Origin of the sequence: Bradyrhizobium zhengyangense (assembly GCF_022012435.1) — a bacterium.
Classification (GTDB): Bacteria; Pseudomonadota; Alphaproteobacteria; order Rhizobiales; family Xanthobacteraceae; genus Bradyrhizobium; species Bradyrhizobium zhengyangense.
Genome location: NZ_JAKLUA010000017.1, coordinates 81,245 through 94,528 on the forward strand (window position 1 = coordinate 81,245; position 13,284 = coordinate 94,528).

Consider the following 13,284-nt stretch of genomic DNA (forward strand, 5'->3'; position numbering starts at 1 on the left):
GCTTCCGTGGGGAATTTGAACGCCTGAGCCATGCTGCAATTGACTTCCAGACTCGACCTGTCCGCGGCTGCCGCCGCCCATGCTCCCCGGATGAGCAACGACGAGAACCGTTCCGGTGGCCCGGCGGGTCCGAACACGTCTGTCATTACCAAGGTCAAGCCCAAGACCAAGCGGCCGAACCTCTATCGTGTGCTGATCCTGAACGACGATTACACGCCGATGGAATTCGTGGTCCATGTGTTGGAGAAGTTCTTCCAGAAGGACGTCGAGGCCGCGACCAAGATCATGCTGCATGTCCATCATCACGGGATCGGCGAGTGCGGTGTGTTTACCTACGAGATTGCCGAGACCAAGGTCACGCAGGTGATGGATTTCGCCCGCAAGCACCAGCATCCCCTGCAATGCGTGATGGAAAAGAAGTAACCGCGCGTTCGAATCCAGTGTTCTTTAGATCGGTTCTGTTCGTGCGGTGTGTGACGTCAGCGCATGCTGCGGCGTGATCCGGCCGACTCAGCGCCGGCGCCTGTCCTGCCCAAATGGGTAGTTTTGCCCAAATCGGAACGGGTTTTGCATCGAGAATGCGGTGGGTGCGTAATGCCCGTAGAGTCGCGGAACCGGTCTTTTGCCGCGATCTTGTATAACTATATGTGACAAAGGTTGTTGTTGCCTGACCGGGCGATGGCGATCATGATGGTGGGGGCCATAGAGGACGCGAATGCCGACTTTTTCCCAAAGCCTTGAACAATCCCTGCATCGTGCACTGGCGATCGCCAACGAGCGTCATCACCAATACGCGACGCTCGAACATCTCCTGCTTTCCCTGATCGATGATTCCGACGCGGCCGCAGTCATGCGGGCCTGCAGCGTTGATCTCGACAAGTTGCGCACGAGCCTTGTCAATTATCTTGAGACCGAATTCGAGAATCTGGTGACGGATGGCGCCGACGATGCCAAGCCGACCGCCGGCTTCCAGCGCGTGATCCAGCGTGCGGTGATCCATGTGCAGTCCTCCGGTCGCGAAGAGGTGACCGGTGCGAATGTGCTGATCGCGATCTTCGCCGAGCGCGAGAGCCATGCCGCGTACTTCCTGCAGGAGCAGGACATGACGCGCTACGACGCCGTCAACTACATCAGTCACGGCATTGCCAAGCGGCCGGGCGTCTCCGAGGCGCGGCCCGTGCGCGGCGTCGACGAGGAGACCGAGACCAAGGGCAGCGAGGACGCCAAGAAGAAGGGCGAGGCGCTCGAGACCTATTGCGTCAACCTCAACAAGAAGGCGCGCGACGGCAAGATCGACCCGGTGATTGGACGCAATTCCGAGATCAACCGCGCGATCCAGGTGCTGTGCCGCCGGCAGAAGAACAATCCGCTGTTCGTGGGCGAGGCCGGCGTCGGCAAGACCGCGATCGCGGAGGGCCTCGCCAAGCGCATCGTCGACAGCGAGGTGCCGGAGGTTCTGGCCGCTGCGACCGTGTTCTCGCTCGACATGGGCACGCTGCTCGCGGGCACGCGGTATCGTGGTGACTTCGAGGAGCGCCTGAAGCAGGTCCTGAAGGAGCTCGAGGCGCATCCCAACGCCATCCTGTTCATCGACGAGATCCACACCGTGATCGGTGCGGGCGCGACGTCGGGCGGGGCCATGGACGCTTCAAACCTGCTCAAGCCGGCGCTTGCCTCGGGCACGATCCGCTGCATGGGCTCGACCACCTACAAGGAATACCGCCAGCACTTTGAGAAGGACCGCGCGCTGGTGCGGCGCTTTCAGAAGATCGACATCAACGAGCCGACCGTCGAGGACGCCATCGCAATCCTCAAGGGCCTCAAGCCGTATTTCGAGGACTACCATCGGCTGAAGTACACCAATGAGGCGATCGAGGCTGCGGTGCAGCTGTCCTCGCGCTACATCCACGACCGCAAGCTGCCCGACAAGGCGATCGACGTGATCGACGAGTCCGGTGCGGCGCAGATGCTGGTCGCCGAGAACAAGCGCAAGAAGACCATCGGCATCAAGGAGATCGAAACCACGATCGCCTCGATGGCGCGGATCCCGCCGAAGAGCGTGTCGAAGGACGATGCCGAGGTGCTCAAGCATCTCGAGCAGACGCTGAAGCGCACCGTGTTCGGCCAGGACAAGGCGATCGAGTCGCTCGCCGCCTCGATCAAGCTCGCACGCGCGGGCCTGCGCGAGCCGGAGAAGCCGATCGGCTGCTACCTGTTCTCGGGTCCGACCGGCGTCGGCAAGACCGAAGTTGCCAAGCAACTCGCGGCGTCGCTTGGCGTCGAGCTGTTGCGCTTCGACATGTCCGAATACATGGAGCGGCATACTGTGTCGCGTCTGATCGGCGCGCCTCCCGGCTATGTCGGTTTCGACCAGGGCGGTCTGCTGACCGACGGCGTCGACCAGCATCCGCATTGCGTGGTGCTGCTCGACGAAATCGAGAAGGCGCATCCCGACCTCTACAACGTGCTGCTCCAGATCATGGATCACGGCCGGCTCACCGACCACAACGGCAAGCAGGTCAACTTCCGTAACGTGATCCTGATCATGACAACGAACGCGGGCGCTTCGGATCTCGCCAAGCAGGCCTTCGGCTTCACGCGCTCGAAGCGGGAAGGCGACGATCACGAGGCGATCAACCGGCAGTTCGCGCCGGAATTCCGCAACCGTCTCGATGCCATCGTCTCGTTCGGCCATCTCAGCGTCGAGGTGATCGGCACCGTGGTCGAGAAGTTCGTGCTTCAGCTCGAGGCGCAGCTCGGCGACCGCGACGTCACCATCGAGCTGTCCGAGCCCGCCAAGACCTGGCTGGTCCAGCACGGCTATGACGAGCAGATGGGTGCGCGGCCGATGGCTCGCGTCATCCAGGAGCACATCAAGAAGCCGCTGGCCGACGAGGTGCTGTTCGGCAAGCTCAAGGGCGGTGGCCACGTTCGCGTCGTCCTGGTGAAGGACGAGGCCGACGAGACCAAGGAAAAGATCGGCTTCGAGTTCGTCGAGGGGCCGGTCACCCCGAAGCAGGAAAAACTGCCCGCCCGCAAGCGTCCGCCGGGCAAGCCCAACAAGCCGGGCGGCCCCGGCGGCTCCAAGGGACCGACCTCGAAGGGTCCGCTGGTCAAGGCTTGATCGGCGTATCATGAATCGAAAAGGCCGGCTGCAGAGCCGGCCTTTTTGCTTGGAGCGCGATGCCGGGGTCTAGGTGCCGGCTTCAGGCGCGGCGGCCGCTGGCGGCCGCGGTTTCTTTGGCGCGGGCGGCCGCGCGCGGGGAGGAGCGGCCACTGGCTGCATCGTTACGATGACCGGGTTCGGCTTGTGATCAGTTGCTGCGCCCGTTGCGGCATCGACGCCCATGCCGATGGCACCGCCGAGCAGGAGATTGCCGGCAAAGCCTGCGGCCCCTCCGGTCTGGATGTCCCGGCTGAGCGGTACGATCTGCGGCTCATAGCCTTCCTTCTGGAAGGTGATCGAGACGTCGGCGTTCCGCTTCACGACCACGGAGCAAGGTGTCATGCAGGTGGTCGGAACCTCCAACCCGCTGACCACAGCTTCAACGCCTGACGGTGTGGATGAAATGCTGATGTTCTCGGTGGTGCCGCGCGTGACAGACGCGCAGCCGCCCAGCATGACGCTGAGCGCCATAATTCCAAATAAACGCATCAAATAAGTCCCCAACCCCATGTGCAATCATGCGCAACCTGAGAGTGATGGCAATAGGCCATTGGTCCAGATGGTTTAGTGACGCACAGGTTGCGCGAGGGGGCCGCGGAGACCTGTGCTTGGGAGCCGATTATTCGCCGCGCATGCGCTGATCGTCCTGCACGCGGACGTGTTCGGCGCCGCGTGCGCCGGCCGGCGATAGCCGCAACATGCTCAGCATGGCGCCGCAGAGGGCAAATCCGACGCCGGCGAGAAGCGCGATCCGGGTCCCGTCGTCCGGATAGCGTCCGAGGAACAGCGCAACCAGCGCAGCGCCGGTGGTCTGGCCGAGCAGGCGCGCGGTGCCCAGCATGCCGCTGGCGCCGCCGGCGCGCTCGCGTGGCGCGGCTGCGATCATGGTGCGGTTGTTGGGCGTCTGGAACAGACCAAAGCCGGCGCCCGCCAGCGCCATCCGCCAGACCACGTCGAGCGGTGTCGGACTTGCCGGCAGGAAAGCGAGCCCGCCAAGGCCGCAGGCAAACAGCGTCAGGCCGATGCCGCCGAGCAGGCCGGCCGGATAACGTTCGACCAGGCGACCGGCGAGGGGAGCCGCGCACGCCACTGCGATCGGCCATGGCGTGATCAACAGACCCATATGAACGGCCGAATAGCCAAAGCGGCTTTGGAGGTAGAAGGGGATCGCGACGAAGGCCAGCATCTGCCCGCAGAACGAGGCGATCGAGGTCGCGATCGACAGCCCGAACACCGGGATGCGCAACAGGTCGAGCGGCAGCAGCGGCGACTTCATGTGCGTCTCGCGATAGATGAGCGACGCGCCGGCGACGATCGCAATCGCGAACTGGATGAGGCATGTGATTGTCGCCTCGCCATGGCCGACGCTGTCGATCGCGGCGATGCCGACGCCGAAGGTGATGGCCGAGAGCCCCGCGCTCTGCCAGTCGAAGGAATGGCTCGCCTGGATCGTGTGCGGCAGGCTACGCAGGCCGAGCACCAGCGTGACCACGCCGAGCGGCACATTGATGGCGAACAGCCAGGGCCAGCTGCCGACCGCGAGGATGCCGGCGGCGAGCGTCGGCCCGACCGCCGCGGAGAAGGCGACCACCAGCGCGTTGAGCCCGATGCCGCGCCCGAGCAGGCTGCGCGGATAGGTGAAGCGGACCAGCGCCGAGTTGACGCTCATGATGCCGGCCGCGCCGAACCCCTGGATGATGCGCGCGATCGTGAGCAGCGGCAGCGTATGCGCCAGCGCGCAGAAGGCTGACGCAAGCGTGAACAGCACAAGGCCGACCAGATAGACGCGGCGATAACCGACGATCTCGCCGAGCGATGCCAGCGGCAGCAGCGAGATTGTGATCGCAAGCTGATAGCCGTTGACGATCCAGATCGAGAAGGCCGGGCTTGCGTTCAGGTCGGTTGCGATCGTCGGCAGCGCGACATTGGCGATGGCGCTGTCGACCACGGCCATGGTGATGCCAAGCGCAATCGTCAGCACCGCCTGGTTGCGCTGGGGTTGCGGCAGGCCGTCGGCATGCTCGATCGGGACAGACGACATGGTGGAAGCGTGCTTGATTCGAGCCGTGAGTGTCCCCTCGATTAGGAAATTGCGCCGTCCATCGCAACCCGGCACGACACGGACGGTTCCTGCGCCGGAAGCAGGCCTGGTGGCGCTGGGAACATGGATCGGCGCGCGGTTCGCACACTCACCAGCGCGAGGTCGCCTTGCCGTAGATGTAGAGTGCTATCAGCCCAATCGTGACGGCCGTAGAGAAAACTACGACGCGGCGATCCCAGTCGATCCGCGTCCGCTCTGCACGGCCGAGATTGAGGGCTGTGAACAGGGCCTTCATGGCAAATCGGCGCATCGGGCTGCCTCGTAGGGACAGTAGGATGCCATGATCCGCATGGGCCGGCTTGACGCAGCTCAAATCAAGCCGGCTCTTGGCGGGTAGCCAATTACACCGGCGGCGGATTGCGGTCGGAGAAGGTCCCGCGCTGGTGCCAATACGGGTAGGGCAGCGTCACCTTGCTCGCGGCATCGAGCTTTGCGATCTGGTCCTTGGTCAGGGACCAGCCGACCGCGCCGAGATTCTCGCGCAATTGCGCCTCGTTGCGGGCGCCGATGATCAGCGTCGACACGGTCGGGCGCTGCAGCAACCAGTTCAGCGCGATCTGCGAAACGCTCTTGCCGGTCTCCTTGGCGACCTCGTCGATCGCCTCGACGACGCGATAGACGTGTTCGTCCGGTACGGGCGGCCCGAAATCGGCAGTCTGGGGCAGGCGGCTCACTTCGGGCTTCGGCTGACCGCGGCGGATTTTTCCGGTGAGGCGCCCCCATCCGAGCGGTGACCAGACCACGGCACCTAACCCCTGGTCCAGTCCGAGCGGCATGAGCTCCCATTCATAGTCGCGCCCGACCAACGAATAGTAGGTCTGGTTGGCGACGTAGCGCGGGAAGCCGTGCTTGTCGGCAACGGAGAGCGACTTCATCAGGTGCCAGCCTGAGAAATTCGAGACGCCGACATAGCGGATCTTGCCGGCGCGCACGAGCACATCGAGGGTCGCAAGCACCTCCTCAGGCGGCGTCATGGCATCAAAGCCATGGAGTTGGAACAGATCGATATAGTCGGTGCCGAGACGGTTCAGTGAGCCATCGATGGCCGCGAGCAGATGCTGCCGTGACGAGCCGATGTCGTTGGGGCCGTCACCAAAGCGGAACGTCGCCTTGGTCGAGACCAGAACCTTGTCGCGCCGGCCCTTGATGGCTTCGCCGAGCACGCGTTCGGATTCACCGAGCGAATAGACGTCGGCGGTGTCGAACATCGACACGCCGGCCTCGAGGCAGATGTCCAGAAGGCGCCGCGCTTCCGTCGCGTCGGTCGTCCCCCATGCCGCGAGGCGGCCGACGCCACCGAACGTGCCCGTGCCAAGGCTCAAAGCGGGCACCATGAGGCCGGACCGGCCCAAGCGTCGGTATTCCATCGAACTGCTCCTCGTGGCCGCCAGTTGATCGGCGCGGCCTTGGAAGCGAATGGTAGTGCAGGTCTACGTGTCGGGCCATCACATGCACACATGGCGGCTCTGCTTGAGGGAGCTACAAGCTCGTGACGCTGTTGTGATCAGCGGTCCGCGTCGCGCACAAGCAGGGGCTTAGTGCGCCAGATCGTCGAGGAGCCTGAGCACTTCGACAGAGGCTTCTTCAACCATGGAAATCTCCTTGAGAGCGCCGGCGAGATCACCGTCTGCGAACAGCTTGGCGGCGCGCTTGCCATGTTCGTGAACCTCCGCATGCGGTCTTTCGAGCAGCCCAAAGGACCGGTGATTGCGCATCGCGAGGGAGCCTTCGCCGTAGTACCATTTGCCGAGCCGGCAGGAATGATGATCGGCGAGCTCGTCGACCTTCAACGTCGTTCGTCCGACTGCCATATCGGCGAGGCGCTTCTTCCAGATGACGTGATCCGCCTTGGCTAATCGCGGAATCTTGTTGTCGAACGACAGGCTGGCAAGATCCTGGAGTTGTCGGCCGGCGATATCCTGGCCGACGTCGAGCTGCGAGGATATGCTCTTGATCTGCTCGACATTGGCTTGGGTCATTCGCGCGATCGCGGAGATACCTTCGGCTACCTCGCGAGATGCATCGGTCTGCTGATTGAGGATATTGGCGATCTCATGCATTCCGTGAGTGAGTATGGTCGTCTGGCTTTCCACGCCCGACATCTCCTCGCCCAGCTGTGTGACGACGTTCTTGCTCTCGACGGCCGCAGACCTGCAGTCCGACATCGCGGCCACGATTAGCTCGACCTCGTTTCTCAATCGTTGGATTCGGTCACGAATGTCTTCGGTTGCCTTGCCAGTCTGCTGCGAAAGCGCCTTGACCTCTGAAGCGACAACGGCAAAGCCACGCCCGGCTTCGCCGGCGCGCGCTGCTTCAATCGTCGCATTCAGCGCCAGGAGATTCGTCTGCCTTGCGATCGCGTCGATCGACGAGACGATGGCGCCAATTTCTTCGGAGGCGGCGCTGAGTGCCACGATCTTGTCGGAGGCTTCGTTGGCCGTCGCTTCGACACGCTCCATCGCCTTGGACGCCTGCCGGACGGTCGTCATGCCTTGGTCGGCGCTCGATTTCATTCTGGCCGCGCTGCCGGCCGCATCTTCTGCGTTGGCCCTGATCTGGCCGACCGAGGCGACCATCTCCTCGCTTGCTGCTGCGAGCGCCTGGGTCCTCTGGTCGACGTCTCGACAAGCCGTGAGCATCCGGGCCGCGGAAATCGCGGTTTCATTGCTTTGAACATTGAGATCCACGATGCCATCGAGCCTCTTCGAGGCATCGTCAGCCAGCTTGGCTGCGAGCTTAGAGACGGCATTGGAGAGACGGTCGCTGCCCAGGTGGCCGGGCGCAAGGAAGTTGCCCTCAATCAAGGCCTCGATCCACACGGCCAGTGTCTCATCGCGATTCGCCGTGGTCGACGGTCGTTCCGGCGCCGCAAGATCATCGTCAGGGAATTGCGTCGGACTCTTGCGGCTGATCACAGCGAGAATGGACATGTGGCGATCCGAGACGGCTCTAGTGGACGGGTGGCATTTCTACGCCGCCTCTGCTGAAGATCCCGTGAATTCGCCTATCGGAATTTGGCAGCGGGCCTCTCAGTGCCGCAGCTGGCTTTGCCTGTAGTCGCGCGGTGACATCCCGAAATGCTCGCGGAAGACGCGGCCGAAATGCGAGACGTCGTTGAAGCCCCAGGCAAACGCGATCTCACTGATGTGGCGATGGGCGAGCAGGGGCGAGGCGAGGTCGCGCCGGCATTGTGCCAGACGCTCTGCAAGCACATGGCGCTGGAACGAGGTGTCCTCGTCGGCGAGGAGATCGTTGACATAGCGCGCGGAGATGCCGAGCGCGGCGGACGTGTCGGCTAGCGAGAGGTCGGGATCGGCGAGGCGCGCGCGGATATGCGCCTTGAGCCTGTAGAGCAATGCGGAGCGATGCGTCGAAGATGGCAGCGATGTGGCGCCGAGCCGTTCGCTCAGCGCCATCGCCAGCAAGTCGACCGCCTGCTCGGACAGCGCAGTTGCGCTGCTCGGCGCAAGCCGATCCGCGCTCTGGCAAAGGCGGAAGATGAAATCATAGGCGAGCCGCTCGAGCGGCGCGTCGGCCGCGAACGTGATCGCGGTGAGCGTCTCGGTGCCGCCGAGCCGCCGCTGCAACATCTCGCGTGGCACCTTGAAGATGCTCTGGGAGAACGTGTCCCTGAACTTCAGCTCATAGGGACGCGTGGTATCGTAGAGTGCGAACTCGCCGGGATGGATCACGGTTTCGCGGCCGTCCTGTGTCACACCACCATCGCCGCGATTGCCAAGTGCAACGAGGACATAGTCCTGATCCGAGCGCGCGATGCGCGAGGGCGTGCGGAAGACGTGTTGGCGCTCGGAGCAGACCTCGGAGCAGACGGCTTTGCCAAGCGGGGCCTGGGTGACCGAGCCGTGAAAAGCGCTGCCGAGGTCGGACTTGCAGTCGAGCCCGACGAACACGTCGCAGACGATGTCCTGCCAGAGGGCGAGCCGCCGGTAACCGGGGCTGCCGTCTGTCGTGAACTGGATTGTCATCGTCAGGCCTCCCTTTCACGTCCAGCAAACCGCATGGTGGCGCAGATCCGCCTGATTGCAGGCAAGTTCCGTACCGGGGCGCGATCCCTACCAGTGTCTTTGCCAGTCGAGTTTTTGTTCCGCCGTGGTCGAGCGCGCGGTCGCCCGGCTTGGCCCAATAGACTGCATCGGACGTGGTTTGGGATCAACCGGCAAGGGAGGCGGCAATGGGCATCGAACATCCGAAATACAAGGTCGCGGTGGTGCAGGCGGCGCCGGCCTGGCTCGACCTCGACGCCTCAATCGACAAATCGGTCGCGCTGATCAGGGAGGCGGCCGAGAAGGGCGCCAAGCTGATCGCGTTTCCGGAGGCGTTCATCCCCGGCTACCCCTGGCATATCTGGATGGACTCGCCAGCCTGGGCGATCGGCCGCGGCTTCGTGCAGCGCTATTTCGATAATTCGCTATCCTATGACAGTCCGCAGGCCGAGCGTCTGCGTGACGCCGTGCGCAAGGCGAAGCTGACCGCGGTGATCGGCCTGTCCGAGCGCGACGGCGGCAGCCTTTACCTCGCGCAATGGCTGATCGGCCCCAACGGCGAGACCATCGCAAAACGCCGCAAATTGCGGCCGACCCATGCCGAGCGCACCGTCTATGGCGAGGGCGACGGCAGCGATCTCGCGGTCCATGCGCGCGCTGATATCGGCCGCCTCGGTGCGCTGTGCTGCTGGGAGCATCTCCAGCCACTGTCGAAATACGCGATGTACGCCCAGAACGAGCAGGTGCATGTCGCGGCCTGGCCGAGCTTCTCGCTCTACGATCCCTTCGCGCCGGCGCTCGGCGCCGAGGTCAACAACGCTGCCTCGCGCGTCTATGCCGTGGAGGGCTCGTGCTTCGTGCTGGCGCCTTGCGCAACGGTGTCGCAGGCCATGATCGACGAACTCTGCGACCGGCCGGACAAGAATGCGCTGTTGCATGTCGGCGGCGGTTTTGCCGCGATCTACGGCCCCGATGGCAGCCAGATCGGCGACAAGCTCGCACCGGACCAGGAGGGACTGCTGATCGCCGAGATCGATCTCGGCGCCATCGGCGTTGCCAAGAACGCCGCCGATCCTGCCGGGCATTATTCGCGGCCGGACGTCACGCGGCTGCTGCTCAACAAGAAGCCCTACAAGCGCGTCGAGCAGTTCGCGCTGCCGGTCGACACCATCGACCCCGCGGACATTGCCGCGGCGGCGAGCTGATCACCGGGATCGAAGGGAGGAGGTACCAGCATGGAATCTGCAATTCCCGCGCATCTTGAAACCCAGCGCACGCGCCACAAGCGCGTGCCCGATGATTATCAGCCGCCATATCCATCCTTCGTGGCGCGCTACAAGCCCGGTGTGAGCCGCGTGGTGATGGCTTATTTCGGCGTGCAGCATCGCGGGGCGGCGTCGGCGGCTGCGATGGGCGCGCTCGCTGAAATCGCCGGGCTGTTTGCCGGCGAGGGCGGTCCCACGCATTGGGACCGCGCGCACTATGTCGATCAGGCCGGACATACCAACATCGTCACGGTGGCCTATTGGGATGACATCGCACGCTTCGACACCTGGTTTGCGCCAGCGCATCAGGCGTGGACCGGAAAGCCGCGCGACGGCATCGGCACCTTCATTGAGGTGCTGCGCCCCACCGTGGCGCGGCATGAAACGCTGTTCTCCTCGCTCGGCAGGCCCGAAGGGGTCGCAGCGATCGCCGACAGCATGAGCGGCGAGGTCCAGGAGCACGCCTATTGGGGCGGCATGCGCGACCGCATTCCGCTGTCGCAGACCGACCCGATGTCGCCGGGCGGTAATCCTGAGCTGATCCGTGACGGTGCACGCTTGCGCGTGAAGGCGCACGACAATCTTTGCCTGATCCGCTCCGGGCAGGACTGGAGCGATACGGAGGCGTCGGAGCGAAAGCTCTATCTCGACGACGTCGAGCCGGTGCTGCGTGAGGGCATGGATTTCCTGCGCGACGATGGGCTCGGGATCGGTTGCTATGCCAACCGCTACATGCAGGTGCTCTCGGTTGACGGCAAGGCGACTGAAAAATCCTACGGCCAGAGCTGGTGGAAGAGTCTCGCTGCACTGGAACGCTGGGCGGAATCGCATCCGACTCACGTGAAGATATTCGGCGCGGCGATGAAATATCTCTCGACGCTGGGGCCGTCAGCGAAGCTGCGGCTCTATCACGAGGTCACTGTGGCGGCTGCCGATGAGCAGTTCTTCGAATATCTGAACTGCCATCCGAAGACGGGAATGCTTGCGGCGGTCGAGACGGTGACCGCTTAGCCGACGCAGTGGCCGAGCAGCTCCGGATGCGCGGCGCAGATGTGATGCGCGCCGGCATCCCGGAGCTCGGCCTCGCTGCCATAGCCATAGAGCACGCCGATCGCCGTCATGCCGTTGGTTCGGGCGCCGACGACGTCATGACTGCGGTCGCCGATCATGACGGCGCTGCCCGCATCGACTCTTGCCTCGTCGAGCGCGTAGCGAAGCAGATCCCGTTTGTCGACGCGGGTGCCATCGAGCTCGGAGCCGAACACGCGCTCGAAATACGACTTCAGGCCGAAATGATCGATGATGCGGGTGGCGTAGACCGCAGGCTTGCTTGTTGCCACAAACATGCGCGTGCCGGTCGCGGCCACCGCCGCCAGCGTGTCGTGGATGCCGGGATAGGGTGTGTTCTCGAACAGCCCGACCTCGGAGAACCGTTCGCGGTAGAGCAGGAGCGCCTGGTCGGCCAGCGCCTCGGTTCCGGTCAGCGCCTTCAGGCTCGCATGCAGCGGCGGCCCGATGCACCAGGTCAATTCGTCCTGGCTCGGGACCGCCATGCCAAGTTTTTTCAAGGCATACTGGATCGAACCGGTGATCCCGGGCTTTGGATCGGTCAGCGTGCCGTCGAGATCAAAATAGATTGTCTGCATCCTGGCCGGGCTCGGCGTTGCTAATTCCTGCCGTTGCTAGTTGCCTTGGGGTCCGAATTCAAGGGCCTATATTGGGAGCGACATGGCGTTCGCCGGGGCTCAGAAGCTGATCTGTTGGCTGCTCGCGGCGGCGTTCGTTTGCACGCCGGTGCTTGCCGAGGATGCCCCGGTCCCTCCGACGCAGCTTGGCCCCGAGGCGCCGGCAAAACAGGCGGGGAACGAGCCAGCGCGCGAGAGCGACACGCGGGAGTCGATCTGTCTGATCGTGGAGGCGGCCGCGCGCGATGCCAACCTGCCGCTCGAATTCTTCGCCCGCGTGATCTGGCAGGAGAGCCGATTCCAGGCCGATGCAGTGGGGCCTGTGACGCGCAGCGGCGAGCAGGCGCAGGGGATTGCGCAGTTCATGCCGGGAACGGCGAGCGAGCGCGGACTGCTCAATCCCTTCAATCCGGTGCAGGCGCTGCCGAAGTCGGCCGAGTTTTTGAACGAGCTGCGCAACCAGTTCGGCAATCTTGGCCTCGCTGCCGCCGCCTACAATGCCGGGCCGCGACGGGTGCAGGAGTGGCTCGCCGGCACCGGCGGCATGCCCGAGCAGACGCGCAACTACGTCTACGCCATCACTGGCGCGACGGTCGACGCATGGGCCAAGGCCGGCAGCACGGGCAAGGAACCGCCGAGCTCGCCGCCGACGAGCTGCCGCGACCTGATGGCGCTGCTCAAGCGTGCGCCGAACCCGTTCGTCGCCGAGCTCGAGCAGCATGTCGAGCTCGCTGCCGCGAAGATCTGGGGCGTTCAGCTCGCGGCCGGCTTCGACCGCAACAAGGCGCTGGCGATGTATTCCCGCGCCGTAACGCGCCTCACTGCCGTCATCGGCGACCATGATCCCAGCCTGCTCTCCTCGGTGGTCCGCAGTCGCGGCTCGCACGCCTTCTATCAGGTGCGCATCGGCGCTGACACGCGAAGTGAGGCGGACGATCTCTGTAACCGTATCCGCAAAGCGGGCGGGGCGTGTTTCGTGCTGAAGAACCGCGGCGTCAGCGGGTAGGGAGCACCGTGCATGCCAGCCCCGCCGCAGGCTTCCTTGACGCGGGTGCTTGCATTG

12 protein-coding genes are annotated in these 13,284 nt (G+C 64.2%); 5 read left to right on the forward strand and 7 right to left on the reverse strand.

The window, feature by feature from the left end:
- Positions 1 to 90 precede the first annotated feature (90 nt).
- A complete protein-coding gene (gene clpS, locus L6637_RS33995; protein ID WP_027530069.1) occupies positions 91 to 423 on the forward strand; it encodes an ATP-dependent Clp protease adapter ClpS in 333 nt (110 codons plus the stop codon).
- A gap of 292 nt (positions 424 to 715) precedes the next feature.
- Positions 716 to 3,124, forward strand: coding sequence for an ATP-dependent Clp protease ATP-binding subunit ClpA (gene clpA, locus L6637_RS34000; protein ID WP_237873354.1), 2,409 nt, complete (start codon positions 716 to 718; stop codon positions 3,122 to 3,124).
- Positions 3,125 to 3,193: 69 nt separating this feature from the next.
- On the opposite strand, the gene L6637_RS34005 is transcribed toward clpA, so the two are convergent.
- From L6637_RS34005 to L6637_RS34030, 6 genes are all read right to left on the reverse strand, one after another.
- The gene (locus tag L6637_RS34005; RefSeq protein WP_237873355.1) at positions 3,194 to 3,655 is read right to left on the reverse strand and encodes a peptidase associated/transthyretin-like domain-containing protein; all 462 of its coding nucleotides are present in this window, start codon (positions 3,653 to 3,655) and stop codon (positions 3,194 to 3,196) included.
- Positions 3,656 to 3,785: 130 nt separating this feature from the next.
- Positions 3,786 to 5,207, reverse strand: a complete 1,422-nt coding sequence (locus tag L6637_RS34010; RefSeq protein WP_237873357.1) for an MFS transporter — start codon at positions 5,205 to 5,207, stop codon at positions 3,786 to 3,788.
- A 148-nt stretch (positions 5,208 to 5,355) separates the two neighbouring features.
- Positions 5,356 to 5,517, reverse strand: a complete 162-nt coding sequence (locus L6637_RS34015; protein ID WP_237861608.1) for a hypothetical protein — start codon at positions 5,515 to 5,517, stop codon at positions 5,356 to 5,358.
- 91 nt (positions 5,518 to 5,608) lie between these two features.
- A complete protein-coding gene (locus tag L6637_RS34020) occupies positions 5,609 to 6,634 on the reverse strand; it encodes an aldo/keto reductase (protein WP_237873359.1) in 1,026 nt (341 codons plus the stop codon).
- 168 nt (positions 6,635 to 6,802) lie between these two features.
- A complete protein-coding gene (locus L6637_RS34025; protein ID WP_237873363.1) occupies positions 6,803 to 8,197 on the reverse strand; it encodes a methyl-accepting chemotaxis protein in 1,395 nt (464 codons plus the stop codon).
- A gap of 99 nt (positions 8,198 to 8,296) precedes the next feature.
- Positions 8,297 to 9,253 carry an AraC-like ligand-binding domain-containing protein gene (locus L6637_RS34030; RefSeq protein WP_237861612.1) on the reverse strand — a complete coding sequence of 319 codons (957 nt, stop codon included), beginning with the start codon at positions 9,251 to 9,253 and terminating at the stop codon, positions 8,297 to 8,299.
- Positions 9,254 to 9,459: 206 nt separating this feature from the next.
- Between L6637_RS34030 and L6637_RS34035 the strand changes: the two genes are divergently transcribed.
- Positions 9,460 to 10,476 (forward strand): carbon-nitrogen hydrolase family protein, encoded by a 1,017-nt coding sequence (locus tag L6637_RS34035; protein ID WP_237873365.1) that lies wholly within the window; start codon positions 9,460 to 9,462, stop codon positions 10,474 to 10,476.
- Between the two features lie 30 nt (positions 10,477 to 10,506).
- Positions 10,507 to 11,547, forward strand: coding sequence for a phenylacetaldoxime dehydratase family protein (locus tag L6637_RS34040; RefSeq protein ID WP_237861614.1), 1,041 nt, complete (start codon positions 10,507 to 10,509; stop codon positions 11,545 to 11,547).
- Here L6637_RS34040 and L6637_RS34045 read toward each other — a convergent pair.
- Complete coding sequence (locus L6637_RS34045; protein WP_237873366.1) at positions 11,544 to 12,182, reverse strand: HAD family hydrolase; 639 nt, start codon at positions 12,180 to 12,182, stop codon at positions 11,544 to 11,546. The two genes, L6637_RS34040 and L6637_RS34045, sit on opposite strands and share 4 nt — an antisense overlap.
- 82 nt (positions 12,183 to 12,264) lie before the next feature.
- Between L6637_RS34045 and L6637_RS34050 the strand changes: the two genes are divergently transcribed.
- The gene (locus L6637_RS34050; RefSeq protein WP_237873368.1) at positions 12,265 to 13,227 is read left to right on the forward strand and encodes a lytic transglycosylase domain-containing protein; all 963 of its coding nucleotides are present in this window, start codon (positions 12,265 to 12,267) and stop codon (positions 13,225 to 13,227) included.
- Positions 13,228 to 13,284: the final 57 nt, after the last annotated feature.